Source organism: Lacisediminihabitans sp. FW035, assembly GCF_054880895.1.
Map to the genome: position 1 here is coordinate 1,285,454 of NZ_CM142187.1, position 25,435 is coordinate 1,310,888.

Sequence of the window (25,435 nt, forward strand, 5' to 3'; positions counted from 1 at the left end):
CGCTCATGTCCACTCTCCCGACAACACGCGTGACGCCGCTCTCCGTCGACGCGCGGGGATGGGGATGGCGCCATGCCGGGCGCGCGGACTGGGCGGTACGCGACCTCGACCTTCGTATCGAGCCCGGCGAACGGGTGCTGCTGCTCGGGGCATCCGGGGCCGGGAAGTCCACGCTCGTGCATGCGCTCGCCGGAGTGCTCGGCGGTGACGAGGAGGGGGAATCCGAGGGTCGTCTGCTGCTCGGCGACACGGATGCCGCCAGAGCCCGCGGCCGGGTCGGACTCGTGCTGCAGGATCCGGATTCCCAGGTCGTTCTGGCCCGCGTCGGCGACGACGTGGCCTTCGGCTGCGAGAACCTGGGGGTGCCGCGCGACGAGATATGGGTGAGGGTAAAGCAGTCGCTGCGCGCTGTCGGGCTCGACCTTCCACTTCGGCACCCCACCAGCGGGCTCTCCGGTGGCCAGAAGCAGCGACTGGCTCTCGCTGGCGTGCTCGCGATGCAGCCGGGCCTCCTGCTCCTCGACGAGCCGACCGCCAACCTCGATCCGGACGGCGTGATCGAGGTGCGGGATGCCGTCGCGCGCGCGCTCGATGCCTCGGGAAGCACGCTTGTCGTAGTGGAACACCGCGTCGATGTGTGGTGGCCGCTCGTCGATCGCGTCGTCGTGCTCGCCCCCGGTGGGGGCGTGCTGGCCGACGGCGCACCCGACGACGTGCTGCGGAGGGAGGGGGCGGCGCTCGCAGCCTCGGGAGTTTGGGTTCCGGGGTATCCACCGCGGCATCCGTCCCGCAGGCGACGCGCGGGTGACACGCTTCTGCACACCGATGCCCTCGCCATCGGTCGATCGTCGGCGCTGCAGCGCGGCATCGATCTCGTCGCGCGGGCGGGGGAGTGCATCGCCCTCACCGGCCCCAACGGGGCCGGCAAGACCACCCTCGGCCTGACCCTCGGCGGCCTGCTGCCGGCGATCGATGGACGCGTGGTCGCCGACGGATTGGCTCGCGGACTCCGCACCGATCCCCTTCGCTGGAAGTCGCGCGAACTCGTCACCCGGATCGGGAGCGTCTTCCAAGACCCGGAGCACCAGTTCGTGAGCGGCACCGTGGCCGGGGAACTCGAGATCGGAGCGCGGGCGATCGGCCTCTCGGAGGAGGAGACATCGCGGCGCATCGATCCGCTTCTCGAGCGCTTACGACTCGGCCACCTCACCGAAGCCAATCCCTTCACCCTGTCGGGCGGCGAGAAACGGCGGCTCTCCGTCGCGACCGTGCTCGTCACTCGGCCGCCGCTCCTTGTGCTGGATGAGCCGACCTTCGGCCAGGACTCCCGCACCTGGGCGGAACTCGTCGCCTTCCTTGCCGAGCTCCTCGACGAGGGCGGCAGCGTTATCGCGGTCACCCACGATGCCCAGCTCGTCGACGCCCTCGCCGACTCAGAACTGCGGATGTCCCTTGCCGGTCATCTCCTCGAATCGAGGCCGCCCCGATGACCGCCGCCGACATCCTCACCCCCACCGCCGGAACCCGGGCGATCTACCGCATCAACCCGGTGGCCAAGCTCGCCGCGACGGCCGTGATCGGCATCGCGCTGGTGCTCTCGATCGACTGGGTATCGGCATCCGTCGCGCTGGCCTGCGAAGCGGTGCTGTTCTCCTTTGCCGGTCTCGGGCCGAGGCGGTTCGTGCGCCGCACCCTGCCGGTGGCGATCGCGGCGGTCTTCGCGGCGGCCACCATCCTGCTCTACGGACGGGCATCCGGCGAGAGCCACTGGAGATTCCTGCTGGTGAACGTCACCGACGGGTCGATCGAACTCTCCATCGCGACCCTGCTGAGGGTGCTCGCCATCGGACTGCCCGCGGTCGTGCTGTTCGTCACCGTCGATCCGACCGACCTCGCCGACGGCCTCGCCCAGGTGCTGGGTCTTCCGTCCCGCTTCGTGCTCGGAGCGCTCGGTGGCCTGCGGCTCGTCGGGCTGTTCGCCGAGGACTGGAAGTCGCTCGAACTCGCCCGTCGTGCGCGGGGCATTGCGGACAGCGGGCGGCTGCGCCGCTTCGCCGGCCAGGCTTTCGCGCTGCTGGTTCTGTCGATCCGTCGCGGCACCAAGCTGGCCACCGCGATGGAGGCCCGTGGATTCGGGTCGTCGATACCGCGCAGTTGGGCGCGGGAGTCCCGCTTCGGCGCGCGAGAGTGGATGCTCGTGGCGGTGTCGCTCGTCGTCGCGCTCGCCGCCGTCGGCACCTCGGTGCTCACCGGGCACTGGAACTTCCTTGCCGGGGCCTGACGCGCGCGCGCTGATCGCGCGCGTCCGTCTCACGCCGCGCCCGGTGATCCTCATCGACGGGGGGTCCGGGTCGGGCAAGACCACTCTCGCCTCCGCGCTCGCACCGGCGCTCGGGGCGCAGCTGGTGCGGCTCGACAACCTGTATCCCGGCTGGAACGGGCTCGAAGCGGCGAGCGCGGCCGTGCACGACGACGTGCTCGCGACGGTGAGCCCGGGCTGGCGGCGCTGGGACTGGACGACGGGAGCCCCCGCCGAATGGCACGGTCTCGATGCGTCCCGTCCTCTCGTGATCGAGGGCTCCGGATGCCTCAGCCGGGCCAACCGCGCACGCGCGACCTTCGGCATCTGGGTGGAGCTCGACGCCCCGACCAGGAAGCAGCGCGCCCTCGACCGCGACGGCGAGGCCTACGCCCCGCACTGGGATCGCTGGGCCGCGCAGGAGCGGGAGTTCGGCAGTCGCGAGCATCCGTGGCGACTGGCGGATGTCGTGCTCGACGACGACGAGGTCACCCGACTGGTCGACGGGCTGGCGTCGGAGGCCTGACCCCGCCGTGATGCGCGCAAGGCGATGCCGGTGCCCACACCGCAGAAAACGATCTGCTCCTGACGTTCGAGTCAGCCCCAGCCGAGCTCGTGGAGCTCGTCATCGTCGATTCCGAAGAAGTGTGCGATCTCGTGCACGAGCGTCACGTGGATCTGGTCCTTCAACTCCTCGAGGTCACTCGCGACGGCGAGGAGCGGCTCCCGGTAGAGGATGATGCGATCGGGCAGCTCCCCGAAACCGTAGTTGCCGCGACGGGTGAGGTCCACACCGTCGTAGAGCCCCAGCAGGTCGAGCGAACCGTCTTCTGGCCGATCTTCGGTGACGAAGACCACGTTCTCCAGGCCATCCACCATCTCGTCGGGAAGCAGGTCGAGTTCGTCGACCACCAGCTTCTCGAACTCCTCCGCGCTCAGCGAGTGCATCAGCGATCCAGACAGTCCACGAGCGAACCCTGCACGAAACCGAGCCAGTCGTAGAGGTCGAGCAGCTCGGGATCCCCCGACCCGTCGTCGCCGTCGCTCTCGATTCCCAGCCGTGCCGCGATCGTCAGCCGGATGTCCGTGAGCGACCGCACCCAGGCCTGGGCCGCCTGCGCATCCACCTTCACCGTCGAGGCAGAGGTGGACCCGGCGGCGGATGCGAGGTCAGCGACGATCTGGCGGGCATTGGCGACCTTGCGACCGGCAAGGTCGTCGGCGGTGAACCGGCGGAATTCGGCCGACGCCTCGGCGTCATCCGGATACGCGTCGGGAAGCAGCCGCAGCATGGCCGGGTCGTGCTCGTGGGCTCCGCGGTCTTCGAGGAGGGAGGCCACCTGGGCGGCGAGGATCGACAGGGTCGCGGCTTCATTGGGATCGAAGACCGCGACGAACTGGTGGCGCGACCGGCGGAACGCCTTCATTCGTCGGCCTTGGCGAGGGTCGCCCACAGCCCGAAGTCGTGCATGGCTTCCACGTGGCGCTCCATCTCCTCGCGGCTGCCCGTTGCGACGACCGCGCGTCCGTCGTGATGCACCTGGAGCATCCGAGCGTCTGCCTCTGCCCGGGAGAAGCCGAAGTAGCTTCGGAACACCCACGAGACGTAGTTCATGAGGTTCACCGGGTCGTTCCACACGATCGTGACCCACGGCGAATCGAGCACGGTCGACTCGACCAGCTCGGTCTGCTCGAGAACGTCACTCATGGTTCAACCCTCGCATATGACCACCCACCCGAACGAGGAATGGCCCCGCGCGAACGCGGGGCCATTCTTCTGCTGCATCATCTGCAGTTCCCTGGGTGACCGACGGGGCTCGAACCCGCGACATCCGGCTCCACAAGCCAGCGCTCTACCAACTGAGCTACGACCACCATGCGTGCCGTCCACGATAATTCGCGACCGACACAACTCCGCAAGCTTATTACAACCGCAGAAGTTTTTCAGCCGCCGTCTGTCTCGCGTCGACTGGTGGTGGGCCGCGGGGACAGGTGGCTGCGGTCGGATGCCGTGTCCAACAGCAGATTCCGGGTGAAAGCAGCGTTCAACAGCAGATTTTCGGCCCAGACGGTCGACGGCGAATGTTCAGCGCCACGCCTTTGCGAGCGACCGTTGCCGCGTGTCTACGCACACTTCCGTCCTCAGCCACCGGGGCGCATCCGCAGCACGGCGCATCCGCAGCACGGCGCATCCGCCGCACACAGCGTTGGATGCGGTGGCGGCAGCCGCCCTACGAGAGGTGCGGCAGGAACTTGTCGACCACGGCGGCCGAGACCGCCTGCACCTCATCGGTGGTCGGCCCCGGATCGGCGACGAACACGGCCTTGCGGTAGTAGTCCAGCTCGCGGATCGACTCGAGGATGTCGGCGAGCGCTCGATGTCCGCCGTTCTTGGCCGGCGCGTTGAAGTACACGCGGGGGAACCAGCGTCGCGAGAGCTCCTTGATCGACGAGACATCCACATTGCGGTAGTGCAGGTGATTGTCGACCCGCGGCATGTATTTGGCCAGGAAAGTGCGATCGGTGCCGATGGTGTTTCCGGCGAGCGGTGCGTGCTGTTCCGCGGGAATGAATTTGAGGATGTACTCGATCACGGCGAATTCGGCGTCGGCCAGGCTCACGCCGTCCGGGATCGCCTCGATGAGACCCGACTTGGTGTGCATGTCGCGCACGAATTCGCCCATGTTGTCCCACGCGGCCTTGTCGGGCTTGATCACGATGTCGAAGCCGGGGTCGATGAGATTGAGATCGAAATCGGTGATGACCACCGCTACTTCGACGAGCTCGTCGATCGTCACATCGAGCCCCGTCATTTCACAGTCGATCCAGACGAGGCGGTCGGTGTTTGCTGGCATCCGTGAATTCTATCGTCGGGCACCGATGCCGGCGGCTCGAGGCCGGCCCGGCACCGGTAGCGGGGGAGGCATCAGGCGAGTTCGCCGACTCCGATCGACTCGGCTTCCTCGAGAAGCGCCTCTGGTCCGTTGTTCACCCGGCCGAGGAATCGCACGCCCGAGACTACGAGGATGGCGGCGATGAGCACCGATCCTCCCGCAACGTAGTAGGGCACGGACGGCGTGAACCAGACGGCGAGTTGCGCGGCGAGCGGGGGAGCGGCGGCACCCCCGAGGAATCGCACGCCCGAGTAAGCGGATGACGCCACCGAACGGGGCAACTCTGTCGCCTCCATCACGGACTCGGTGAGCACCGTGTTGAGGATGCCGAGCAGCAGGCCGCCCACGATCACGCAGACGACGAGGCCGATTTCGCTGCCCGCGAAGATGCCGGCGGCCACCAGGTCGAGCGTGAGCAGGGGGAGCACGATCGTGAGGGCCGTCGTGCGCCGGAACCGGGCGGTGAGTAACGGAGCGATCCACACAGAGGAGATCGCGACGCAGAGTCCCCAGCCGAAGAAGATGAGGCCGAGCTGGATTGCCGCGGAGTCCTTCGGCAGATCGAGCGCGAAGGGGGTCCAGGCGAGCAGCGTGAAGAAACCGATGTTGTAGAACAGCGCAGCGGCGGCCAGAATCGCGAGGGCCGGGTTTGCGAGCGCTCGGAACGGCGCCGAGAACTTCGTCGCCACCCGCGCCGACTTGTCTTCCTTGCCCAGCAGCACCACGATCGCCACGAATGCGATAGCCATGAGGACGGCGGTTCCGAAGAACGGCCCGCGCCAGCTCACGCTGCCGAGGAGTCCGCCGAGCAGCGGCCCGATGGCGATGCCGAGCCCGAGGGCGGCTTCGTACAGGATGATCGCGGACGATGTGCCGCCGCTGGCGGCCCCGACGATGGTCGCGAGCGCCGTCGAGATGAAGAGCGCGTTGCCGAGGCCCCAGCCGGCGCGGAATCCGATGACAGCCTCCACGCTGCCGCTCAGCGCGGCAAGGAGGGCGAAGACGACGATGAAGGCCAGGCCGATCATCAGGGTCTTTTTGGCGCCGATGCGGCTGGAGATCCAGCTGGTGAAGAACATCATCACGCCCGTGATCAGCAGGTAGCTCGTGAAGAGGAGTTCGGTCTGCGCCGCGGTCGCGGAGAGTTCGTGGGCGATGGCAGGCAGGATCGGGTCGACGAGGCCGATGCCCATGAACGCGACGACGCACGCGAACGCGACGGCCCACACCTCCTTCGGTTGCTTCAGGATGCTCGTTCCGGCGGATCTTTCGTGGGCCATATCAGGCCACCTTTCGTGCGGTGTTGGTTCGTGATTCGAGGATGGCGACGGCCTGCTCGAGGATGTCCGTTTCGTCGGCGCTCAGGTCGGCGAACATCGGCTGGAGGGCGTTTCCCACTTCGACGCGCCAGGCAGCAAGGGCGTTCGTGCCCTTTTCGGTGATTGCGATCAGCCAGGCGCGGGAGTCCGCGACATCCGCAACCCGGTAGATCAGCTCGCTTTCCGCGAGGTTTTGGATGAGTTTGGTCATCGTCGGCTGCGCCACCCGGCTGGCCTTTGCAAGGTCTCCGATGCGGTAGGCGCCGTCGCTCGAGAGTATCGAGAGGGTGCGCCACACCGAGGCGGGTGTGGTGCTCCCCGTCGCTTGCGCGGCGACCCTCGTGAGGCGGTTGGCTGCGACGATCAGCTTCTCGACGAGAGGACGTTCTGTTTCAGGCATACCCTAAGTCTATAGCAAAACTATATAGTTTGGCTATGTTGTGCTGGTTGTGACGGCTATAGACGCGCGGCCGCTGTTCGCGGATCAGGAGTTTTTGACGACACGCCGGTGGGCGGGGCCGCGACACGCCGCATCCGTCCCGCGTCTCCTGATCCGCGAACGGGAACCGTGCCGAGAGCTGGCAGTTGCTCGTTCGGCGGCGCGGAAAGGCTGCCGGAGGGCGCCCGCTGTTCGCGGATCAGGAGTTTCGGGCGACTCGCCGGGGGAGGGGGCTGCGACACGCCGCATCCGTCCCGCGTCTCCTGATCCGCGAACGGGAACAGCGCCGCCCAACCACGCCGCCCGCCCCCTCGTCGGCCCCAGCAGGCCGCCCTCGCACCGCAACCGTAGGCTGGAGGGCGTGACCGTCGCCCTCGCCATCCTGCTTCTCGTCAATGCCGCCTTCACCGTGGTGGTGTGGCCGACGTTCTACCGCCGGGTCGCGAACGACCCGCGGGCGCGTGATGCTGCGGGCGCTGCGACCCGCTTTCTCACGGTCCATCGCGTGATCGTTGGCATCGCGTACCTGATCGCCGCAGCATCCGCCGTCGCGGCGATCGCCTCATTCTTCTGAGGTTGCCACCCGGTCGTGGTACTAATGGAGCATGACTGACGCGCAACCGACCCTTGCCCACGGCGACGAATACATCGCCATCTACCAGGGCGGTCCCAATGACGGGCAGATCGACACCCGCATCTCCACCGACGGCGGCTTCGACACCGAGATCACCGTGCTCACCGCGATCGGTGGCAAAGAGACCCTCACGGACTACAACCTGGTCGACTTCACCGAGGTGGGCGGAAAGTACCACGTGAATTACGCCTTCGACGCGAAGGACAGCGAGCCCTTCGACGCCCCGGAAGATCGCGGCGACCGCCAGTAGTCACTCCGGGTCGGTACCATGCAGCTTCTCTTCTTCTCCTCGGCGTTCTGTGATCCGTGTATCCAGACACGCGCCGTGCTCGACCAGGCGTCGAAGCTCGTGCCCTCCCTGAAGATCGCGGAGCTGGATGTCGCGGCGCACGCCGACGAGGCCGAGCGTGCCCGCATCCGCTCGACGCCCACCGTGATCGTGCTCGACGCGGACGACGCGGAAGTGTTCCGCGCGGAAGGTGCACCGAGCCTCGACCAGGTGCTCGTGGCGCTCGCGAAGGCCGTCTGACGGGTAGTCCCTCCGACGTGCTGCCGGCTCACTCCCGGGCGGGAATGGCCCCCCGATAGACACCGATCACGTCGGCGAGGAACCGCGACACCACGTCTCGATCCTGGTCCGAGAGTCGCGCCGTGACCCCGGCGACCCCCGAGAGCATCGGCAGGAGCGTGTCGAACGCCGCCTGGACCGACGCCGGGGTCGGCACGACCACCACTTTGCGCCGATCGTGCGCGTGCGCCTCCCGATGGACGTGCCCGAGCGCCGAGAGGCGATCCACCACCACTGTCGTCGCAGCGGTGGAGATGGCGAGCCGTCGAGCAAGGTCGCTCGGAGTCAGCGGTCCCTCCGTCATCAGGTGTTCCATCGCCGCGAGGTCCGTGTCGTTCACCGACAGGGAATGGCCGACGTGCTTAAGAAATTGCGTGGACAGCGACGATATCTCATGAAGCTGCTCGCCGATGCCACCCGAACCGGGGAGTGAGTCCGGCGGTATCGACTTGCGCGATTCATCCATAGCAGCCATGCTAAACGATGTGATAGCTAAAAAGACTAGCTACCAATCAAGTTGGAGGAATTGTGACGGCGATCTGGCGTTTCATCAGCGGACGGCGCACGGCCTGGATCGTGCTCATCGGAACGATTGTGGCCGTGGGCCTCTTGTTCTCCCTCCTGCCGAAGAATTCCGGCGACAGCTTCCCCAGCACCGGCCTCCCCTCGAGCAGCCAGGCCGCGAAGGTGGATGCCGCGCTCGCGAAGTTCCCTTCCGCGGAACAGACCGCGGCGATCCTCGTCTGGAGCAGAGGCGACGCTACGCTCACCTCCGCCGACCGTGGGGCGATCGCCACCCGAGCCGCGGCGCTCGGTGAGCTGTCGACCGCGCCCCGCGCCACGGCGCCACAGTTTAGCGATGACGGAAAGGCGGCTATCTCGGTCGTGCCTCTCAGCGCCAAGGCCGTCGACAAGGATGTGGCCGGAACTGCCGATTCCCTGCGCGCTGCCGCGGCGAAGAATCTCCCCTCCGGTCTCGACAGCTACCTCACCGGCGGCGTCGGGTTCCAGGCGGACATCACGAACGCCTTCGCGGGGGCCGACTTCAAGCTCCTCCTTGTCACCGTGATCGTCGTCGCCGTGCTGCTCATCGTGACCTATCGCAGCCCGGTGCTGTGGATCGTGCCGCTCGCGGTCGTCGGCACGGCAGACGGTCTCGCGGGAGCGGTGGTCTCGGCCCTCGCCAAGCCCTTCGGGATCGCACTGGATGCCTCGGTCAGCGGCATCCTGTCGGTGCTGGTGTTCGGCGCGGGCACGAATTACGCCCTGCTGCTCGTCGCCCGCTACCGGGAGGAACTGCTGAAGACCGAGGACCGCTCGGTCGCGATGCTCACCGCGGTGAAGAGCGCGGGACCGGCGATCGCAGCCAGCGGTGGCACCGTGGCGCTGAGCCTGATCACCCTGCTCTTCGCCGAGCTGGCCGGCAACCGCGCCCTCGGCTTCGCCTGCGCCATCGGAGTGGTCGTGGCCATCCTCTTCGCCCTGATCGTGCTGCCCGCGGCGCTCGTGGTCTGCGGCCGGGGACTCTTCTGGCCCTTCGTGCCCCGCGTGCGCGAGGCATCCGTCGTGGTGAAGGACGGTTTCTGGACCCGCCTCGGCCGCGGTGTCTCGCGCCGCCCTGTGCTGATCACCGTGCTGTCCGTCGCGGTTGTCGGGGTGTTGACCCTCGGGCTGTCCGGCTTCTCCGTCGGGCTCTCGCAGACCGAGCAGTTGCTCGGCAACCCGGAGTCGGTGGTCGCGCAGAAGATCGTCGACAAGTCCTTCTCGGCCGGGCTCACCAGCCAGACGACAGTGCTCGCCCCCGAGGGCGCGGCGGAAGACGCCACGTCGATTGCCACGGGCGTTTCCGGTGTCGACTCGGTCACCCCGGGGGAGAGCGCCAACGGACTCACCCAGCTCAACGTCTCGCTCACCAGTGCTCCAGGAAGCGACGCCGCCTTCGCCACGATCACGAAGCTGCGTTCCGCCTACGCTGACGAATCCGGAGCGGTCGGCACGACCATCGTGGGGGGACGCGACGCCACCGCGCTCGACAGTCTCACGGCCTCTCAGCGCGACCAGGATCTCATCATCCCGATCATCCTGGCGATCGTGTTCGCGATTCTCGCCATCCTGCTCCGATCGCTCATCGCGCCGGTGCTGCTGATCGCCAGTGTGCTCGCCACCTTCTTCGCCAGCCTCGGGGCGGCCAACTGGATCTTCACCCACCTGCTCGGCTTCCCTGCCTTCAACACCAACGTGATCCTCTTCGCCTTCCTCTTCCTTGTGGCGCTCGGGGTCGACTACAACATCTTCCTCACGACACGGGCGCGGGAGGAACGCGTGCGCCACGGCACGTCGGAGGGGATGATCCGCGCGCTGTCCTCGACCGGAGCCGTGATCACGAGCGCCGGCATCTTGCTCGCGGCGGTGTTCGCGGTGCTCGGCGTACTGCCGGTGGTCGCCCTCACCCAGATCGGCGTGATCGTATGTATCGGGGTTCTCTTCGACACCCTCGTGATCCGCACCGTGCTTGTGCCGGCGATGGTGTTCATCACCAAGGACTTCTTCTGGTGGCCCTCTCATCGGCGCACCCACTCGCACGTGGCGGTGGAGAAGGAGAGCGGGAAGGAGCCGGAGTCTACGGTCGCGGCGGGGCGCCGCTGATCGAGTCGCCAGAGGTCGGGTCAGCGCCGTTGGGGTCAGCGCTCTTCGGTTCGGCGTGGCTCGGTTCGCGGGGGAGCGAGCGGAAGATCACTTCGACCGCGACGCATGCGATGGCTGCGACCCCGAACGTGACCGCCAGCAGCGCTCCGGTGGGGACGGCGAAGTCGAGGAACTCCCGTGCCACCGGCACAAGGAAACAGGCCGCGAGCACCGTCGCCATGGCCATCAGCATCAGGATGCGCCGAGTCGTCGATGGGCGAGCCGTCACCACCAGAACCCAGAATCCGACGACGGACAGGGTGATCGCCGCCGCCGTGGACATCTCGCGAAGGGGATAGCCGCCCGCCGCGCGGGCGAAAGCCAGCACCGTCACGATCGCCGCGGTCGTGGCCAGCCCGGCAGGGACTGCGAACCTCAGCGATCGCTTCAGGAATCCCGGGGTGTACGGCTTCTGTTGAACCGCGAGGGCGAGGAACAGGGCAGGGATTCCGATGGTGAGGCCGTCGGTCGGAGCGAGCTGCCGGGGAAGGAACGGAAATTTCCACAGGAGGAATCCCACGGTGATCGACAGAAGGACCGCATAGACGGTCTTGGTGAGGAACAGTCTCGACACTCGTTCGATGTTCTCTATCACTCGTCGCCCCTCGTCGACGACATTCGGGAGGCGGGAGAATCTGCCGTCGAGGAGCACCATGCGCGCCACCGCCTTCGTGGCCGCCGCACCCGTTCCCATCGCGATCCCGATGTCGGCGGCCTTGAGAGCGAGGGCATCGTTCACGCCGTCGCCGGTCATGGCGACCACATGGCCGCGTCGCTGCAGCGCATCGACCATCTCCCGTTTCTGGGCGGGACTCACCCGACCGAACACGGTGTTCAGCTCGAGTATCTCGCCCATCTCGCCGGGGTCGACGGGCAGATCGCGAGCGTCGTAGCCGCTGCCCTCGAACGGGATTCCCACTCGACGAGCGATCGCGGCGACGGTGCGCGGGTTGTCACCGGAGATCACCTTCAACGAAACACCCTGCTCGCGAAAGTAGGCGATCGTCTGCGCCGCATCCGGCCTGATCTTCTCGGCGAAGGTCACGAGCATCACGGGATTGAGCGACTCGGGCAGCCGGTGGGCCAGGACGTCAGGCACGGCTGACGAATCGTCGGAATGAGCGAGAATGAGAGTCCGGAGTCCGAGCGCGATCAAGCCGACCAGTTTCTCGGCTACCACCGGATGCCCGCCGGCCAGGTCGGGGAAGACCATTTCGGGAGCACCAAGCACCCACGTGCCGCTCGAGTCGCCGGTCGGAATGACCAGGGCGCTCCATTTGCGCTCTGACGAGAAGGGAACCGAATCGCTCGGCCGCAGCTCGCCGGCCGAGAAGGAATCACCCAGGCACCGAGCGGTCGCGTTTGCGTCGACGTCCGCTCCGAAGCAGCCAAGCACGCCCTTCTCGCCGCCGCCGCCGCCGGCATCGGCGAGGCCGTGGACGTCATCGAACACGATGGCGCCGTCGGTCAGGGTTCCCGTCTTGTCGAAACAGATCGTATCGACCCGCGCGAGGATCTCGATCGCCGCGATCTCCTGCACAAGCACCTGGGATCGAGCCAGCTTCGCGGCGGCGAGAGCGAACGCGATACTGATCATGAGAATCAAACCCTGCGGGATGACGCTCGCCGCACTTGCGACGGTGCCGACGAGCGCCTCTCGCCAGCGTCCGGAATGGAGCGCAGCATCCCATCCGCCTGCGGCGTGCATTTGGGCGTTCAGGACGAGGAGGATCAGGGGAGCGAGGCCCCAGCTCACCCAGCGCACGATGCGATCGGCCGCGTTGCGGAGCTCAGAATTGACGAGGGAGAACCGTTTCGCTTCCACGGTGAGCCGGCTCGAATACGAATCGGCGCCCACCCGCACGACCCGGGCGGTGCCGTGGCCGCCCGCAACGGCGGACCCGGAAAGCACCGTGTCCCGCACGGACTTTCCGTTCGGCACGGTCTCCCCGGTCAGAAGGGACTCGTCGATTTCGAGCCCGACTTCGCTCAGGACGATCGCGTCTGCGGGCACCTGGTCGCCCTGCCGGAGAACGAGGAGGTCGTCGAGCACGACCTCCTCCGTGGGGATCTCGCGGATCTCACCGTCGCGCAGGACTCGAGCGGGTGTTGCGTCGAGAAGGGCGAGCGAATCGAGGAGGCGTTTGGCGCGGAATTCCTGGAACACACCGATCAGCACGTTCGCGAGTGCGGTGACTCCGAAGATCCCGTCCTGCCAGTCGCCGAAGAGCAACAGGACGAGTGTGCCCGCGCCGACGACCGCGTTGAACAGGGTGAAGAGATTGGCCCGAACGATATGCCAGAGTGTGCGGCTCGAACCGGACGGGAGGGTATTGGTCGCTGCGGCACGAACCCGAGCCGCGACCTGGTCGTCATTCAGACCATGGAGGGCCAATTCCGAAGGATCGACCGGGGGGAGAGCCGAAGGGCGGGGAGCGAGGGAAGGCTCGACGCCGGGGAGTGACTTCGCTGAAGGCTCGATCGCCCCAATCTACTCGACGGTGCGGAAGGTGCGCGGAGTCTCCGCCCGACAGACGGTAGACAGATCTGACCATGCCTCTGGCGTGTCGCTCGCGAGCGCGGCAGAATCGTGCGCAGGAGGACTGCAGCACCGCGGACGCAGCCTCAGACCCGTCGGGCAAGGGTCAGGCGAGAATTGGTGCGCGGTGCTGCAGTACGGGTGGCGTTCGCGGGCGCGTAGTAATCTGGGGACCGTCCTCCCCCCGTAGCTCAGCGGAAGAGCGTGTGGTTTCTACCCACTTGGCCGGGGGTTCGAATCCCTCCGGGGGGACTCATCGTCAGCCCTGTTCCTTCCGCGCCGTTCAGGTGAGTGCGCGGGGCTGCAGGGCGTTCCGGATTAGGGACTCAGCCGCGCCATTCGTCGTGCCGGTGTTCGTCGTGTTGGTGCTCGTGGTGCTCGTGCTCCTGGTCATGATCGCCGTCGTGGTGCTCGTGATCATCGTGGCTGTGCTGCTCGCCGTGCCCTGAGTCATCGGAAGGCGTCTCGTGATCGCCGTGGGGTTCAGCGAGCTCTGCGTCCACGGTCTCGGTCTCGGTCTCGGTCGAAGCCCGCTGGGTGCCGTTAGGTTCGGCGTGCCCTGACTCGGCGTGCACAGGTGCGTCGAGGTTCGGCTCCGCTGCTTCCTGGGAAGGGGTGCCACCGAAGATGGATGCCTCCGAGACATCGTGGGAGGAAGTGTCGGCAGGTTCCACCAGAGGGTGAGGCCCGTCAGCATCGGGCGTGCTGGTCTCCGGTGAGCTGAAGACCGGTTCCACGGGCGCGACGGCATCCGGAACGGCGGTCTGCGGCGGCGCCACCTCTGTCGCGACGGTCTCGGCGTCGGGGGCGGCCGCGGCAGCGAGTCCCGCGGCGAGGCTTCCCGCAGCCATACCGGTCGCGGCTGCGCTGGTCGGGGCCTTCGAAGTAGTGGTGGACTCGACCAGCGGGGCTGTGATTGGGGCGGGGGACGGCGGGCGAGTGAAGGGAGTGGAGGTGACGGTGTTGATCGGACCGGTTTCAGTCACCTGCTGCGCAGCCCACTTCTGTTGCTGGTGCACGAGTTCCTGTTCACTGGCCGACGAGTCGTAGGCCCAGGAGTCGAGGTCGTTCTTGAAGAGTTTCTTGGCCCGGCTCGGACGCCCCTGCCACTCGATCAGGCGATCGCGGAACACGAGCAGAGACTGCTCGGCCTGGAAACTGAAGGAAATCGCATTGCGCTTCATGCCGGCGATCTCATGCCGTGACCAGTCGGCTGCGAGTGCGGTTCCCGCGATCGGCAGGAGGCGAAGGCGGATCTCCGCATCCCCGATGAGATGGTCGATGTGCTGCTGCTCGGGAGCCGGCAGGGTGTTCCAGACCGCGGCCTTTCGGGCCGCGCTGATGAGCGCAGTGACAGCGGATGCCCGCACCTCGCGCTCGCTCAACTCGATCACCTTGCGGGCGGATGCGCGGCCGATCAGCGCGGCGACGATCCCCGCGACGACGATCGCGACGAAGGGGATGACCACCGTCGAGATGATGCGCCCACCGGTATCGGAGTTGAGCCAGTCCAGAAAGTCGTTCCACCATTGCATGGACGAACTTTAACCCGGCCACAGGCGACATTCAGCAATCGCCCGTGGCGAGTCTCCAACTGGTTTCTGCCCGGTTCATCCGCCGGTATACCGGGTGCGAAGGGGAATCAGAAGCCGAAACAGTCCACCGCGTCATCCATGCTCCAGAATTCGCCCATCTCGACGAAGCGGCGCTGACGGGCGATGAACCGCTTGGCGCGGAAGCGGAGACCCGCGCGCACGCGGAACTGCTCGACGTAGCCGAGCACGTCGCCCGAGGGGCGCGTCACCCGCCAGAGTTCGTCGTGCAGCTGCACGAGGTGGAGCCCGGGGCGGGTGACGGCCTGGGAGCCGGTGAATGCGAGAGTGGTCATGCGCGATCCTTCACGTCTCGAGGATGCCCTCGAGGGTCAGCCGGCCCGGTTGTCTGTGTGGTTCTCACCGTAGGTCGGGCCACCGACATCCGCGCCGCTACCGGTCGTTCGTGCCGTGCACCGCGAAGGGTTCGATCGCGGCGATCTCCTCGTCCGTGAGAGGGGCGCTCTCGAGGGCCGCGATGTTGTTCTCCAGCTGACCGACGCTGGAGGCTCCGATCAGCGCGGAGGTGACCTGCGGATGACGCAGCACCCAGGTCAGCGCGAGCTGCGCGAGACTCTGGCCGCGGCCCTTCGCGATCTCGTTGAGCGCGTTGGCGCGCTCGAGGTACACCTCGCTGATGTTGTCGGAGTTGATCCACCGGCCTTCTGCGGCACGGGAGTCGGCGGGGATCCCCTTCAGGTACCGGTCGGTGAGCATGCCCTGGGCGAGGGGGGAGAAGACGATGCTGCCCATGCCGAGGTCATCCAGCACCGGCAGCAGTCCCTCCGTCTCGATGTGACGGTCGAACATGTTGAAACGCGGCTGGTGGATGAGCAGCGGGATCTTGTGCTCGGCGAGCGCGTTGTACGCGGCCACCGTCTGCTCGGTGTTGTAGTTCGAGATGCCCGCGTAGAGGGCGCGGCCGGAGGTGACCGCGGTCGCGAGCGCGCCCATGGTCTCCTCGATCGGCGTCTCCGGGTCGGGGCGGTGCGAGTAGAAGATGTCGACATAGTCGAGGCCCATGCGGCCGAGGCTCGCGTCGAGCGACGAGAGCATGTACTTGCGCGATCCCCACTCCCCGTAGGGCCCGTCCCACATGTCGTAGCCGGCCTTAGTGGAGATGATGAGCTCGTCGCGGTGCGGGCGGAAGTCGTCCGCGAAGATGCGCCCGAAATTGGTCTCGGCGCTTCCCGCCGGCGGGCCGTAGTTGTTCGCGAGGTCGAAGTGGGTGACGCCGAGGTCGAAAGCACGGCGCAGGATCGCGCGCTGGGTCTCGATCGGGCGGTCGAAGCCGAAGTTGTTCCACAGTCCGAGGGAGACGGCGGGGAGCTTCAGGCCGCTTCGCCCGACACGGTGGTAATCGATGGACTGGTAGCGGTCTGCGTTGGCAACGTAAGTCATGATCCAAGCCTAGAGGCGGCTGTGAACACGGAATTGCCGGACGGGTGCGGATGTTGACTAGAGAGGCAGCGCAGCTGTCACCCCCACCCACGGAAAGTAGGCTCTTCGCATGCAAACATTCGTTCTCGCCGGTGGCTGTTTCTGGTGTCTCGACGCCGTCTATCGCACCCTCCGTGGTGTGAGTGACGTCGTCTCTGGCTACACCGGGGGCGTCACCAAGAACCCCGACTACGACGCCGTCTGCACCGGGATGACCGGCCACGCCGAAGCTGTCGCGGTCACCTTCGACCCCGAGATCATCCCCGCTGATGTCATCCTCGATGTCTTCTTCTCACTGCACGACCCCCGCCAGCTCAACCGGCAGGGCAACGATGTCGGCACTCAATACCGGTCCGCGATGTTCTATGTGGACGACGCCCAGAAGGCCCAGTTCGAGACCGCACGCGACCGGGCATCCGAGTACTGGGATGGCGGAATCGTCACCGAGATCTCGCCGCTCGGCACCTGGTATGAAGCGGAGGGCTACCACCAGGACTTCTTCGCGAAGAACCCGGGCCAGGGCTACTGCATGGCCGTGGCACTGCCCAAGGTGAACAAGATCCGCAAGTCCTTCGCGGAGTACGTTCTCGCCTCCTGATCGCTAGCTCAGGATGGCGCGGAGGGCCTCGAGTTGTTCGATGCGCTCCGCGCCGGAGCGCGCAAGCGGGTTCACCGAGATCGTGGTGATGCCGGAGTCGAGGAGGGCCTGAACACGGGCGCGAACCTCGGCTTCGGTGCCGATGAGGGCGGTGCCGTAGACGAGTTCGTCCGGGAGGGCGGCGGCGGCCTCGTCTTTGCGACCCGTGAGGTAGAGCTCCTGGACGGTCGCGGCTTCGTCGGCGAAGCCGTATCCCACGGCGAGATCGTTGTAGAAATTCGCCCCGCGCGCGCCCATTCCACCCACGTACAGCGCCACATTCTGGCGGTACGTATCGACGGTCTGGTCGGTGTGATCCCCGAGGAAGAAGGGCATCTGGGCGGTGATGTCGAGGGGTCCGAGATCGGGGGAGCGCTGAGCTCTGCCCTCGGCGAGGGAGGCGCCCCACGCGGCATCCGCCTTCTCAGGCAGATAGAAGATGGGCAACCAGCCATTCGCGATCTCGGCGGCCTGTGTCACTGCTTTCGGCGTGAGGGCGGCGATCGAGATCGGGATCGCCTCCCGCACCGGATGGTTGATTATCTTGAGGGGCTTGCCGAGCCCCCGGCCCTGGTCGGCTGGCAGCGGGATCGTGTAGTGGGATCCTTGGAAGTCCAGGCGTTCGCGCCGCCAGATCGCTCGGCAGATCTCCACGTTCTCGCGGATGCGCCCGAGCGGTGCGGTGAACGGCACCCCGTGGAATCCCTCGATCACCTGCGCCCCGGACGACCCGATGCCGAGTTCGAACCGGCCGCGTGACACCGAATCCAGGCCGGCCGCCGTCATTGCGAGCAGAGCCGGCGTACGGGAGAAGATCGGGAGGATGCCCGATGTGAGAGTCATGGTCGAGGTGATGGCGGCGAGATACCCGAGTTGACTCACCGCGTCGAAGGAATACGCTTCGGCGACCGTGACGAGGTCGACCCCGACCCGCTCGAATTCCGGGATCTCAGCGGCACTGGTGGTGAAGTCGCCGCCATAGCCGAAGGCGACGCCGAGACGGGTTCTGGAGGGCATCGGTGGTCTCCCGGAGTTCATCAAATTGACAGCGTCGCCTCGTGACGATCACTTCCCACGGACTTAGGCTATTACTGCCGGAATGGTTCGGCGCGCGTCAACAAAAGGAGCTCAATGATGAGCAACACAATGCAGTCGATCTCTGATTCACATGTCTTGACCGGGCACCGCTGGGTGGCGATGGGGCCGGCCGGAGCGCTGGGGTCCGTCCACAGCGTCGAAGGGGGCTTCACCTTCAAACTTCTGACGGATGACGGCTACCGCGGCATCTACCCCACCCTGGATGTCGCTCAGAGCGCTCTCTACGCCGCCCTGCTTCCCGGCTCGGAATGGCCCGAATTCCGCGAGCACTGAACTGACGGATCGCTTCCCCGGCGTCGTCACGGCGCCGGGGAAGCGATCCTCGCTCAGCGCACCGACTTGCGCTCGTAGATCGCCATCGACCAGGCGTAGCCGCCGATCGCGATAACGATGCTCCATCCGATCGCCAGCACCGGGTTCCAGCCGAGAGGCGTTCCGAGCAGCAGCCCGCGCACCGTCTCGATGACCGGCGTGAACGGCTGGTACCTGGCGAACCACTGCAGCCACTCCGGCATCGAGCCAGTCGGCACGAAGCCGCTGCCGAGCAGGGGGAGCACGGTCAGGATGAGGGGCAGGTTGCTGGCTGTCTCGACAGTCTTCGACTGCATTCCCATCGCGACTCCTACCCAGCTCAGCGCAAACGAGATGAGGGCGATCAGGCCGGCAGCGCCGATCCATTCGACCGGTCCCGCTGTGGGCCGGAAGCCGATGGCCAGGCCGACGCCCAGCACGAGTGCCACGGCGATGATCGCCTGGATGGTATTGCCGAGCACGTGCCCGGAGAGCACTGCGGGCCGCGAGATCGCCATGGTACGAAATCGTGCGGTGATGCCCTCTGTCATGTCCATTGCCACCGTGATCGAGACACCACTGACCGTGCCGGCGATGGTGATGAGCAGGATGCCCGGTATGACGTACGCGAGATACGCGTCTCGCCCGCCGGCCGGGTCCACGCCGGGCAGGCCTGCCCCGAGGGTTCCGCCGAACACGAACACGGTCAGCAGCAGGATCACCACCGGCCCGAGGATGGTGAACACCGAGAGCCCCGGATAACGCACGATGTGCAGGAGATTGCGGCGCAGCATCGTCACCGAGTCGGCGACGACGTGCGATTGCCGACGAGTGCCCTCGGGCGGGCGGACCGCGGCCGGCATCCGGGGGGTCACTGTTGTCATGATTTCATTCCTTCCTTGGTGGCCCGAACGGACGTGTCCTTCTTGCCGGTGAGGGCGAAGAACACGTCATCGAGGTCGGGAGTGTGGATGCTGAGGTCGTCGACCTCGAGGTCCGCGGCATCGAGACGGTCGAGCACGCCTCGAAGCGCGCCGACCCCCACGCTCGGCACACTGAGGGCGAGCGCGGAATCGTCGCTGGTGGAGTCGTCGAGCAGACGGGACGCGGACTCGAGCGCCGCGGCATCCGCGAACTTCAATCGGATGTGGCCACCCGGCACGAGGCCTTTGAGCTCTTCGGGAGTGCCGTGCGCGACGATCCGGCCGTCGTCGAGCACCGCGATATGGTCTGCGAGCTCGTCTGCCTCATCGAGGTATTGGGTGGTGAGCAGCACCGTCGTGCCGTCGGCGACGAGGCGCCGCACGATGTCCCACATGGTGTGGCGACTGCGCGGATCGAGGCCGGTGGTCGGCTCGTCGAGGAAGATGACCTTCGGGGTTGCGACGAGGGTCATCGCCAGGTCGAGGCGCCGCTGCATCCCGCCGGAATAGGTGGCGAGTGGCTTCCGGGCGGCCTCCACGAGGTCGAACTGCTCGAGCAGCTCCGTCACTCGGGTCTTCGACCGCCTGGCGCCGAGGTGGCGGAGCCGGGCCATCAGGAGCAGGTTCTCCTCGCCGGTGAGCAATTTATCGACAGCGGAGAACTGTCCGGTGAGACCGATCGCGGCGCGCACTCCGTGCATGTCGCGCACGACGTCGCATCCGTTCACGAACGCCGTTCCACCGTCGGGCCGCACAAGCGTTGAGAGGATGTGTACCGCCGTCGTCTTGCCGGCGCCGTTCGGGCCGAGCAGCGCGGTGACCGTGCCCGGGCTCACGGCGAGGTCGATGCCGTCCAGCACCACCTTCGAGCCATAGGCCTTCCGCAGTCCGCGGACCTCGATCGCTGGAGTTGTCATGAGTTCTGTCTTTTCTCTCGTCGTGTCTGATTCAGTGGGCGCGTTGGATGCTGATGTCGCCGAATTGCGTGCGTGCACGCACCGCCACGGACCGGTCGGATGCCTCCGGCGCGCGGTCGCCGTCGAGCTGGTTGCGCACGCGACCCTCCTTCGACGACAGGTCGAGCCAGGCGGACACGCCAGCCCGCACCCCGATGGCGACCAGGCCGTATCCGCTCTCCACCTGGATGGAACCGCTCGACACCTCGTGAAGCTGGATGCTGCCGTAGGCGGTTTTGGCGGTCACCGAGGAGAGCGCCTTCGTGACCTCGAGGTCGCCGTACGACAGCTTCGCTTCGAGCTCGCCGCCGACCTCCCCGATCGTGATGTTGCCGTGGGACGCCTTGAGGATCGCGTCCCCGGTGACCGTGCCGACCCTGATCTGGCCGTGGTCCGCGGTGATCTCGATCCCACCGTCTGCCGTGCCGACAGACGCTGTGCCGTGCCCGGCGCGCAGCCACAGGTCGCCGGTGGAGTCGACTTCGACCCCACCGGTTGACGCCTTGATGCGGGTCGCGCCGAGGCGCCCGACGGTGCGCACGAACCCGACTGCGAGTTCGGCGGTGAGCCGCGATCCGGTGGGGAGTTCGACTCTCACGTCGACGGACTCGCTGGGACCGACGAAGTTGATTCGGGGTCGCGGACCCTTGATGGTGATCCTCTCGCCGTCGAAGTCGACCTTCGTCTCCTCTGCGCCCCGGCGGTCGACGGCCTTATCCGGGTTGGTGGGCGACACGGTGACGAGGGTGTCCTCCCGGTCGCCGGCGACCACGTCGATGGCCCCGACCGGCAGGTTGATCGCGACGTCGATGGGGGTGGGAGTGCTGAAAGTAGGCATGCTGAAGTTCCCTTTCGGTGGGCGTGGCTGCGAGGCCCCGCGGGGTGCGGGGCTGTGGGAGGTGGTGGCGGGACGGCTTAGTGCGCCCAGCCGGCGAAGTTATCGCCGGTGCGCAGCGTGCGCTGCGCCGACCGACGTTGTTTGGGTTGCAGTGCGGCCGCGACGGCACGCACCAGCCAGGTGTTGACAGACAGGCCATCAGCGGCCGCCGCCTCGTCCACGCGGGTCTTGAGGGCATCCGGGAGCCGCAGAGTGGTGCGAGAGGTGCTCGCGTCGTCCAGGTCGACGGATGCCACCGGCCGGTCGTCGTCGTCGGGTTCTGTGCTCGGCTGGATCACGACGAACTCGACCTCACGTCCGCGCAGTCGCAGGTCGACCGAGCCGGGAGCGAGGTCACGGGTGATCTCGCCGACGGCGGCCGAGAGGGCGTCGAGCAACACGAGCCGGGCGGCGGCGTCCAGTCCGGCGGCAAGCCGTTCCGCGACCGCGCGGGTGTCTTCTGCGCCGTTCGCGGCGGCATCCGCCAGCTGTCGCTGCAGGTCGGTGACGTACTGTCCGAGTTCCATTGCACCATAGTGACACCACAGTGGTGTCATGTCAAGCGGTCGTGGTGTCATCCGTGGAGAGAGCGGCGATTACCGTGGCCACTTCGCGCAGGTCGTTATTCAGCTGATGGTCGCGGCCTGGCAGCATCCGAACCACCGCCTGGGGTATCGCCCGGGCGTAGAGCTCCGCGTGCGCGGGAGGAACGGTCTCGTCCGCCAAGCCGTGGAACACGAACACGCGAGCATCTTTCGGCAGTCGCGCACCGAGATCGCTCGCCGGTACGAAGCCATCGGACGGCCAGCCACCCTCGCCGACGAACGGGGCGGAGATCAGCACGATCGCGCCGAGCCTGAATTCTGCTTCTCGTTCGGCGAGCAGGTTGAGGAGAATCGTGCCACCCACCGAATGTCCGACGACGACCGCGACGGCGTGGATGTTCGCCAGCTCCGGTCGAATCGCGGCGCTCCAGCGGGAGTAGCTCGGGTCGCCTTCGTCGGGCATGCGGGGGTACCGCACCTCGAAGCCGTCTCCGAGTTCCCGCGTCAGGCTCTCGACGAGTGCGTTGTCCCAGTTGTCGTGAGTATCGCTGCCGCCGCCCTGGATGAAGAGGATCTGGTGGGTCTCTTTGGCGGAGATCGACTTTCCGGCGGCGAGCATGCCCCCAGTCTTGGCCCGGTTGCCCGGGGCGTCAATCCGCGTGGCGGGCCGCTCGGCGAGGGCCCCGGCCGTCGCCCGACGTAGCGCTGCGATCCGCCCGGCGGAACGTTTGGCGTGTCGCGCCCGCGCCGCCTACAGTCGACTATCGAACAAACGTTCGAATAGAGGAGGTGGGAAAGATGACCCTTGTCGGAGCGACCGTCACGGTGTGGACCGGTGCCCAGGGCATCCCGGAGCAGTTCGTGTGGGCGGGCAATCGCTACAGCGTGACCGACACGCCGACCCCGCTCGACGTCGACTATGCCGCGATCACGCATCCGGGGGCGATGCCGCTCGGTTGGCGTTTCCAAGGCACCGCCGACAGCGGGGACACCCGCATGTTCGACGTGCTCTACGACGCGTCGCGCGGCGAATGGCAGCTCCTCCACACCTACGTGTGAGGGGTGATTGTCCCCGGTCGCGGCAGAGTCGGTCGTCGCAGGCGCGGATGCGGATCACACTGGCCGCATGACCGACACCATCACACTCACCGGCTTCGTCGCCACCGTCCCGAATCACCTCGTCACCGGCGAGGGGCTTCCCATCACCAGCTTCCGGCTGGCCTCCACCCAGCGTCGCTTCGACCGCTCCCGCAACCTGTGGGTCGACAACGGAACCAACTGGTACACTGTCACCTCGTTCCGGCAGCTCGCCATGAACACGAACAGCTCGATCAAGAAGGGCGAGCGGGTGATCGTCACCGGTCGCCTGCGTATCCGCGACTGGACGGCCGGCGAGAAGGTCGGCACCTCGATCGAGATCGATGCGGACTCCATCGGCCATGACCTCAGCTGGGGCACTGCGTCGTTCACCCGCAGCATGTCGGGCGTCGCAATCGACGTATCCACACGGGCGGGGGCGGATGCCGCTGCGCTCGACCCTTCCGTTCCCTCCGGTGCGACCTCGCTCGACAACGGTTGGCCCACCGCCACGCCGGGAGCCCTGGAGGCGACGGATGCCGGCGACGGAGTCGAGCTCGTCGGAGCGGCGATCCAGGGCTCGGAGACGCCGTTCTAGGGAGAGTCGGCCTCGGGCGGTGGGACCACCGTCGCAAGCAGCTGGTCGCGGCTGACCTGCGATCCCACCGTCACCTGCAGGTCGACTCGGCCCGCGGAGGTCGCCCGAAGAACGTGCTCCATCTTCATGGCTTCCACCACGATGATTGCGGCCCCCTCTTCGACCGCGTCGCCGTCGTTCACGTGGATCGCGACGACGGCGCCGGGCATCGGGGACCGCAACTCGGGCACCGAAACGCTCCGCGCGAGCGTGCGCGCGGCGCCGGTGGCGACGCGGATCGCCCAGGATCGTCCACCCTCGACGAGGTGCAGCGTGTCGAGGGAGAGCGCCCAGTGCGAATCGACCGAGAGTTCACCGATCGTCGTGCGCGCGAGTGCGGCCGATGACACTCCGAGCGTCACCGTCGCCGAGAGCCCGGGTCCACCATCCACCGTCACCACCGCGCCAGCGGGAGTGCCGGTGACGCGCACAACCGACTCCGTCGGCGCGGCTCCCGCGGAGAGACGGAACGCGCTGGCCGCTCGTGCGCCCATCCTCCAGCCGTCCCGCACCTGCCACCGCGACTCCGGAGACGTGTTCCACGCCGAGGCGAACAGGATCAGGGCTGCGCGCGCGAGCAACTCCTCATCCGGCCGCGCGAAGGCGAGGGAGTCGAGACGACGCGCGATGAGCTCGGTGTCGAGGCGACCGGCCGCGACATCCGCGTCCTCCAGAAGAAGACCGAGGAACTCGATGTTGGTCGTGACGCCGACCACCGCTGTCTGCCGGAGCGCGGCGCGCAGGCGGGTCAGGGCAGCCGCGCGATCGGGACCGTGCGCGATCACCTTGGCAAGCATCGGGTCGTAGTCGGCCGACACTTCGAGACCCTCGACGAGAGAGCTGTCGACACGGATGCCGTCTCCCGACGGCTCGTGCAGCCCGAGCAGCCGGCCGCCGGTCGGCAGGAAGCCGTTCTGGGGATCCTCCGCATAGACCCGTGCCTCGATGGCATGGCCGATGACTCGCACTTGCGCCTGGTCGAAGTCGAGGAGCTCGCCGGCGGCGATGCGCAACTGCCACTCCACCAGGTCGATGCCGGTGACGAGTTCCGTCACGGGGTGCTCGACCTGCAGTCGTGTGTTCATCTCCATGAAGAAGAACTCGTCGGGGGCGTCGGCCGAGACGATGAACTCCACGGTGCCGGCGCCGCGATACCCCACACTGCGGGCCGTCTCACAGGCGGCTTCCCCGATCCGAGCGCGCGTTGCGTCGTCGAGCATGGGCGACGGTGCCTCTTCGATCACCTTCTGGTGGCGACGTTGCAGCGAGCATTCGCGCTCGCCGAGGTGCACTGTTGTGCCGTCGTTGTCGGCAAGAACCTGCACCTCGATGTGGCGCGGACGGGACACGAACCGCTCGATGAAGACTGTGTCGTCGCCAAACGAGGAGAGGGCCTCGCGCCGCGCGGAAAGGATGGCCTCCTCGAGTGCGTCCGCCGTCTCGACCAGCTGCATGCCCTTTCCACCGCCACCGGCGGAGGGCTTGATGAGCAGGGGGAAACCGACTGACAGCGCGGCCGCGGCCAACTCCGTGTTACTGAGGCCGGGGTCCGCGATCCCGGGCACGACGGGCACGCCGCGATCGCCGACCTGCTTCTTGGCGCGGATCTTGTCACCCATCACCGCCAGTGCCTCGACCCCCGGTCCGATGAAGACGAGTCCCGCGGCCGCGCAGGCCGTGGCGAACCCGGCGTTCTCGGCGAGGAAGCCGTAGCCGGGGTGCACGGCGGTGGCGCCCGTATCGAGCGCGGCCTTGATGATGCGGGGGATGTTAAGATAGCTGTCGGCGGCGCTGGCTGTGCCGATCCGCACCGCGACATCCGCGAGGGCGACATGCCGGGCATCCGCGTCCGCGTCGCTGTAGACGGCGACCGGGCGGATGCCGAGCGAACGCAGGGTGCGGATGATGCGGCACGCGATCTCGCCGCGGTTGGCGACGAGCACGGTGTCGAACATGACGGGTCGCGGAGTGAGGGATGTCATGGT

General features: G+C 67.1%; 29 protein-coding genes and 2 tRNA genes. 12 read left to right on the forward strand and 19 right to left on the reverse strand.

Features of this window, described 5'->3' with window-relative positions; all coding sequences use genetic code 11:
• The first annotated feature begins 5 nt into the window (after nt 1-5).
• The 3 genes from ACVXZ4_RS06185 to ACVXZ4_RS06195 are packed head-to-tail and all read left to right on the forward strand — an operon-like array spanning nt 6 to nt 2,825.
• Nucleotides 6-1,490, forward strand: coding sequence for an ABC transporter ATP-binding protein (locus ACVXZ4_RS06185; RefSeq protein ID WP_461797361.1), 1,485 nt, complete (start codon nt 6-8; stop codon nt 1,488-1,490).
• Nucleotides 1,487-2,281: an energy-coupling factor transporter transmembrane component T family protein gene (locus tag ACVXZ4_RS06190; RefSeq protein ID WP_461797362.1), complete on the forward strand. Its 795-nt coding sequence runs from the start codon at nt 1,487-1,489 to the stop codon at nt 2,279-2,281. The genes ACVXZ4_RS06185 and ACVXZ4_RS06190 overlap by 4 nt, the downstream gene beginning before the upstream one ends.
• On the forward strand, nt 2,268-2,825 hold the full coding sequence (locus tag ACVXZ4_RS06195; RefSeq protein WP_461797363.1) for an AAA family ATPase: 558 nt from the start codon (nt 2,268-2,270) through the stop codon (nt 2,823-2,825). Before ACVXZ4_RS06190 ends, ACVXZ4_RS06195 begins: the two co-directional genes overlap by 14 nt.
• Nucleotides 2,826-2,896: 71 nt before the next feature.
• Here ACVXZ4_RS06195 and ACVXZ4_RS06200 read toward each other — a convergent pair whose 3' ends face one another.
• The 7 genes from ACVXZ4_RS06200 to ACVXZ4_RS06230 form a co-directional block, all read right to left on the reverse strand.
• Nucleotides 2,897-3,247 (reverse strand): metallopeptidase family protein, encoded by a 351-nt coding sequence (locus ACVXZ4_RS06200; RefSeq protein WP_461797364.1) that lies wholly within the window; start codon nt 3,245-3,247, stop codon nt 2,897-2,899.
• The gene (locus tag ACVXZ4_RS06205) at nt 3,247-3,726 is read right to left on the reverse strand and encodes a DUF2017 domain-containing protein (RefSeq protein WP_461797365.1); all 480 of its coding nucleotides are present in this window, start codon (nt 3,724-3,726) and stop codon (nt 3,247-3,249) included. Before ACVXZ4_RS06205 ends, ACVXZ4_RS06200 begins: the two co-directional genes overlap by 1 nt.
• Nucleotides 3,723-4,007, reverse strand: coding sequence for an ATP-dependent Clp protease adapter ClpS (gene clpS, locus ACVXZ4_RS06210; protein ID WP_461797366.1), 285 nt, complete (start codon nt 4,005-4,007; stop codon nt 3,723-3,725). The genes ACVXZ4_RS06205 and clpS overlap by 4 nt, the downstream gene beginning before the upstream one ends.
• Before the next feature lie 94 nt (nt 4,008-4,101).
• Nucleotides 4,102-4,174 (reverse strand) — tRNA-His (locus ACVXZ4_RS06215).
• A gap of 356 nt (nt 4,175-4,530) precedes the next feature.
• Nucleotides 4,531-5,154 (reverse strand): oligoribonuclease, encoded by a 624-nt coding sequence (gene orn, locus ACVXZ4_RS06220; RefSeq protein WP_461797367.1) that lies wholly within the window; start codon nt 5,152-5,154, stop codon nt 4,531-4,533.
• Nucleotides 5,155-5,225: 71 nt separating this feature from the next.
• Complete coding sequence (locus tag ACVXZ4_RS06225) at nt 5,226-6,473, reverse strand: MFS transporter (protein WP_461797368.1); 1,248 nt, start codon at nt 6,471-6,473, stop codon at nt 5,226-5,228.
• 1 nt (nt 6,474) lies between these two features.
• A complete protein-coding gene (locus ACVXZ4_RS06230) occupies nt 6,475-6,912 on the reverse strand; it encodes a MarR family winged helix-turn-helix transcriptional regulator (protein WP_461797369.1) in 438 nt (145 codons plus the stop codon).
• A 400-nt stretch (nt 6,913-7,312) separates the two neighbouring features.
• On the opposite strand from ACVXZ4_RS06230, the gene ACVXZ4_RS06235 reads away from it, so the two are divergent.
• The 3 genes from ACVXZ4_RS06235 to ACVXZ4_RS06245 are packed head-to-tail and all read left to right on the forward strand — an operon-like array spanning nt 7,313 to nt 8,114.
• Nucleotides 7,313-7,525, forward strand: coding sequence for an SCO4848 family membrane protein (locus tag ACVXZ4_RS06235; protein WP_461797370.1), 213 nt, complete (start codon nt 7,313-7,315; stop codon nt 7,523-7,525).
• A 31-nt stretch (nt 7,526-7,556) separates the two neighbouring features.
• Complete coding sequence (locus ACVXZ4_RS06240) at nt 7,557-7,835, forward strand: oligoribonuclease (RefSeq protein ID WP_461797371.1); 279 nt, start codon at nt 7,557-7,559, stop codon at nt 7,833-7,835.
• A gap of 18 nt (nt 7,836-7,853) precedes the next feature.
• A complete protein-coding gene (locus ACVXZ4_RS06245; protein ID WP_461797372.1) occupies nt 7,854-8,114 on the forward strand; it encodes a thioredoxin family protein in 261 nt (86 codons plus the stop codon).
• Nucleotides 8,115-8,142: 28 nt separating this feature from the next.
• Here the strand turns inward: ACVXZ4_RS06245 and ACVXZ4_RS06250 are convergent, their stop codons facing one another.
• The gene (locus ACVXZ4_RS06250; protein WP_461797373.1) at nt 8,143-8,619 is read right to left on the reverse strand and encodes a MarR family winged helix-turn-helix transcriptional regulator; all 477 of its coding nucleotides are present in this window, start codon (nt 8,617-8,619) and stop codon (nt 8,143-8,145) included.
• 62 nt (nt 8,620-8,681) lie between these two features.
• Here ACVXZ4_RS06250 and ACVXZ4_RS06255 point away from each other — a divergent pair, with 62 nt between their 5' ends.
• Nucleotides 8,682-10,799 (forward strand): MMPL family transporter, encoded by a 2,118-nt coding sequence (locus ACVXZ4_RS06255; protein WP_461797374.1) that lies wholly within the window; start codon nt 8,682-8,684, stop codon nt 10,797-10,799.
• Here ACVXZ4_RS06255 and ACVXZ4_RS06260 read toward each other — a convergent pair.
• The gene (locus ACVXZ4_RS06260; RefSeq protein WP_461797375.1) at nt 10,774-13,233 is read right to left on the reverse strand and encodes an HAD-IC family P-type ATPase; all 2,460 of its coding nucleotides are present in this window, start codon (nt 13,231-13,233) and stop codon (nt 10,774-10,776) included. The genes ACVXZ4_RS06255 and ACVXZ4_RS06260 overlap by 26 nt on opposite strands.
• Nucleotides 13,234-13,557: 324 nt before the next feature.
• Here ACVXZ4_RS06260 and ACVXZ4_RS06265 point away from each other — a divergent pair.
• Nucleotides 13,558-13,629: transfer RNA gene (locus ACVXZ4_RS06265), tRNA-Arg, on the forward strand.
• A gap of 74 nt (nt 13,630-13,703) precedes the next feature.
• On the opposite strand, the gene ACVXZ4_RS06270 is transcribed toward ACVXZ4_RS06265, so the two are convergent.
• From ACVXZ4_RS06270 to ACVXZ4_RS06280, 3 genes are all read right to left on the reverse strand, one after another.
• On the reverse strand, nt 13,704-14,912 hold the full coding sequence (locus ACVXZ4_RS06270) for a hypothetical protein (RefSeq protein ID WP_461797376.1): 1,209 nt from the start codon (nt 14,910-14,912) through the stop codon (nt 13,704-13,706).
• Nucleotides 14,913-15,019: 107 nt separating this feature from the next.
• Nucleotides 15,020-15,265, reverse strand: a complete 246-nt coding sequence (locus ACVXZ4_RS06275) for a hypothetical protein (protein ID WP_185201030.1) — start codon at nt 15,263-15,265, stop codon at nt 15,020-15,022.
• A gap of 97 nt (nt 15,266-15,362) precedes the next feature.
• The gene (locus ACVXZ4_RS06280; protein ID WP_461797377.1) at nt 15,363-16,370 is read right to left on the reverse strand and encodes an aldo/keto reductase; all 1,008 of its coding nucleotides are present in this window, start codon (nt 16,368-16,370) and stop codon (nt 15,363-15,365) included.
• Nucleotides 16,371-16,479: 109 nt separating this feature from the next.
• Between ACVXZ4_RS06280 and msrA the strand changes: the two genes are divergently transcribed.
• Nucleotides 16,480-17,007, forward strand: a complete 528-nt coding sequence (gene msrA, locus ACVXZ4_RS06285) for a peptide-methionine (S)-S-oxide reductase MsrA (protein WP_461797378.1) — start codon at nt 16,480-16,482, stop codon at nt 17,005-17,007.
• A gap of 3 nt (nt 17,008-17,010) precedes the next feature.
• On the opposite strand, the gene ACVXZ4_RS06290 is transcribed toward msrA, so the two are convergent.
• A complete protein-coding gene (locus tag ACVXZ4_RS06290) occupies nt 17,011-18,063 on the reverse strand; it encodes an LLM class F420-dependent oxidoreductase (protein ID WP_461797379.1) in 1,053 nt (350 codons plus the stop codon).
• Between the two features lie 117 nt (nt 18,064-18,180).
• On the opposite strand from ACVXZ4_RS06290, the gene ACVXZ4_RS06295 reads away from it, so the two are divergent.
• Nucleotides 18,181-18,417 (forward strand): methyltransferase, encoded by a 237-nt coding sequence (locus ACVXZ4_RS06295; protein WP_461797380.1) that lies wholly within the window; start codon nt 18,181-18,183, stop codon nt 18,415-18,417.
• Between the two features lie 53 nt (nt 18,418-18,470).
• Here ACVXZ4_RS06295 and ACVXZ4_RS06300 read toward each other — a convergent pair whose 3' ends face one another.
• From ACVXZ4_RS06300 to ACVXZ4_RS06320, 5 genes are all read right to left on the reverse strand, one after another.
• Nucleotides 18,471-19,319 carry an ABC transporter permease gene (locus ACVXZ4_RS06300; protein WP_461797381.1) on the reverse strand — a complete coding sequence of 283 codons (849 nt, stop codon included), beginning with the start codon at nt 19,317-19,319 and terminating at the stop codon, nt 18,471-18,473.
• A complete protein-coding gene (locus tag ACVXZ4_RS06305; RefSeq protein WP_461797382.1) occupies nt 19,316-20,275 on the reverse strand; it encodes an ATP-binding cassette domain-containing protein in 960 nt (319 codons plus the stop codon). The genes ACVXZ4_RS06300 and ACVXZ4_RS06305 overlap by 4 nt, the downstream gene beginning before the upstream one ends.
• Nucleotides 20,276-20,306: 31 nt before the next feature.
• Nucleotides 20,307-21,152, reverse strand: coding sequence for a DUF4097 family beta strand repeat-containing protein (locus tag ACVXZ4_RS06310; protein WP_461797383.1), 846 nt, complete (start codon nt 21,150-21,152; stop codon nt 20,307-20,309).
• A gap of 77 nt (nt 21,153-21,229) precedes the next feature.
• A complete protein-coding gene (locus ACVXZ4_RS06315) occupies nt 21,230-21,718 on the reverse strand; it encodes a histidine kinase (protein WP_461797384.1) in 489 nt (162 codons plus the stop codon).
• 31 nt (nt 21,719-21,749) lie between these two features.
• The gene (locus tag ACVXZ4_RS06320; protein ID WP_461797385.1) at nt 21,750-22,355 is read right to left on the reverse strand and encodes an alpha/beta fold hydrolase; all 606 of its coding nucleotides are present in this window, start codon (nt 22,353-22,355) and stop codon (nt 21,750-21,752) included.
• 179 nt (nt 22,356-22,534) lie between these two features.
• On the opposite strand from ACVXZ4_RS06320, the gene ACVXZ4_RS06325 reads away from it, so the two are divergent.
• Both ACVXZ4_RS06325 and ACVXZ4_RS06330 read left to right on the forward strand, forming a co-directional pair.
• Nucleotides 22,535-22,795 carry a hypothetical protein gene (locus ACVXZ4_RS06325; RefSeq protein WP_461797386.1) on the forward strand — a complete coding sequence of 87 codons (261 nt, stop codon included), beginning with the start codon at nt 22,535-22,537 and terminating at the stop codon, nt 22,793-22,795.
• 67 nt (nt 22,796-22,862) lie between these two features.
• Nucleotides 22,863-23,411, forward strand: coding sequence for a single-stranded DNA-binding protein (locus tag ACVXZ4_RS06330; protein ID WP_461797387.1), 549 nt, complete (start codon nt 22,863-22,865; stop codon nt 23,409-23,411).
• Here the strand turns inward: ACVXZ4_RS06330 and ACVXZ4_RS06335 are convergent.
• On the reverse strand, nt 23,408-25,432 hold the full coding sequence (locus ACVXZ4_RS06335) for an acetyl/propionyl/methylcrotonyl-CoA carboxylase subunit alpha (protein ID WP_461797388.1): 2,025 nt from the start codon (nt 25,430-25,432) through the stop codon (nt 23,408-23,410). The two genes, ACVXZ4_RS06330 and ACVXZ4_RS06335, sit on opposite strands and share 4 nt — an antisense overlap.
• Nucleotides 25,433-25,435: the final 3 nt, after the last annotated feature.

Coding starts and splice junctions, on each gene's coding strand:
- ACVXZ4_RS06310 (WP_461797383.1), bottom strand. CDS start 21,152: ATGCCTACTTTCAGCACTCCCACCCCCATCGACGTCGCGATCAACCTG.
- ACVXZ4_RS06185 (WP_461797361.1), top strand. CDS start 6: ATGTCCACTCTCCCGACAACACGCGTGACGCCGCTCTCCGTCGACGCG.
- ACVXZ4_RS06295 (WP_461797380.1), top strand. CDS start 18,181: ATGAGCAACACAATGCAGTCGATCTCTGATTCACATGTCTTGACCGGG.
- ACVXZ4_RS06280 (WP_461797377.1), bottom strand. CDS start 16,370: ATGACTTACGTTGCCAACGCAGACCGCTACCAGTCCATCGATTACCAC.
- ACVXZ4_RS06275 (WP_185201030.1), bottom strand. CDS start 15,265: ATGACCACTCTCGCATTCACCGGCTCCCAGGCCGTCACCCGCCCCGGG.
- ACVXZ4_RS06290 (WP_461797379.1), bottom strand. CDS start 18,063: ATGCCCTCCAGAACCCGTCTCGGCGTCGCCTTCGGCTATGGCGGCGAC.
- msrA (WP_461797378.1), top strand. CDS start 16,480: ATGCAAACATTCGTTCTCGCCGGTGGCTGTTTCTGGTGTCTCGACGCC.
- ACVXZ4_RS06240 (WP_461797371.1), top strand. CDS start 7,557: ATGACTGACGCGCAACCGACCCTTGCCCACGGCGACGAATACATCGCC.
- ACVXZ4_RS06200 (WP_461797364.1), bottom strand. CDS start 3,247: ATGCACTCGCTGAGCGCGGAGGAGTTCGAGAAGCTGGTGGTCGACGAA.
- ACVXZ4_RS06300 (WP_461797381.1), bottom strand. CDS start 19,319: ATGACAACAGTGACCCCCCGGATGCCGGCCGCGGTCCGCCCGCCCGAG.
- ACVXZ4_RS06190 (WP_461797362.1), top strand. CDS start 1,487: ATGACCGCCGCCGACATCCTCACCCCCACCGCCGGAACCCGGGCGATC.
- ACVXZ4_RS06270 (WP_461797376.1), bottom strand. CDS start 14,912: ATGCAATGGTGGAACGACTTTCTGGACTGGCTCAACTCCGATACCGGT.
- ACVXZ4_RS06325 (WP_461797386.1), top strand. CDS start 22,535: ATGACCCTTGTCGGAGCGACCGTCACGGTGTGGACCGGTGCCCAGGGC.
- ACVXZ4_RS06250 (WP_461797373.1), bottom strand. CDS start 8,619: ATGGATGAATCGCGCAAGTCGATACCGCCGGACTCACTCCCCGGTTCG.
- ACVXZ4_RS06320 (WP_461797385.1), bottom strand. CDS start 22,355: ATGCTCGCCGCCGGAAAGTCGATCTCCGCCAAAGAGACCCACCAGATC.
- ACVXZ4_RS06305 (WP_461797382.1), bottom strand. CDS start 20,275: ATGACAACTCCAGCGATCGAGGTCCGCGGACTGCGGAAGGCCTATGGC.
- ACVXZ4_RS06315 (WP_461797384.1), bottom strand. CDS start 21,718: ATGGAACTCGGACAGTACGTCACCGACCTGCAGCGACAGCTGGCGGAT.
- ACVXZ4_RS06335 (WP_461797388.1), bottom strand. CDS start 25,432: ATGACATCCCTCACTCCGCGACCCGTCATGTTCGACACCGTGCTCGTC.
- orn (WP_461797367.1), bottom strand. CDS start 5,154: ATGCCAGCAAACACCGACCGCCTCGTCTGGATCGACTGTGAAATGACG.
- ACVXZ4_RS06330 (WP_461797387.1), top strand. CDS start 22,863: ATGACCGACACCATCACACTCACCGGCTTCGTCGCCACCGTCCCGAAT.
- ACVXZ4_RS06205 (WP_461797365.1), bottom strand. CDS start 3,726: ATGAAGGCGTTCCGCCGGTCGCGCCACCAGTTCGTCGCGGTCTTCGAT.
- ACVXZ4_RS06230 (WP_461797369.1), bottom strand. CDS start 6,912: ATGCCTGAAACAGAACGTCCTCTCGTCGAGAAGCTGATCGTCGCAGCC.
- clpS (WP_461797366.1), bottom strand. CDS start 4,007: ATGAGTGACGTTCTCGAGCAGACCGAGCTGGTCGAGTCGACCGTGCTC.
- ACVXZ4_RS06225 (WP_461797368.1), bottom strand. CDS start 6,473: ATGGCCCACGAAAGATCCGCCGGAACGAGCATCCTGAAGCAACCGAAG.
- ACVXZ4_RS06245 (WP_461797372.1), top strand. CDS start 7,854: ATGCAGCTTCTCTTCTTCTCCTCGGCGTTCTGTGATCCGTGTATCCAG.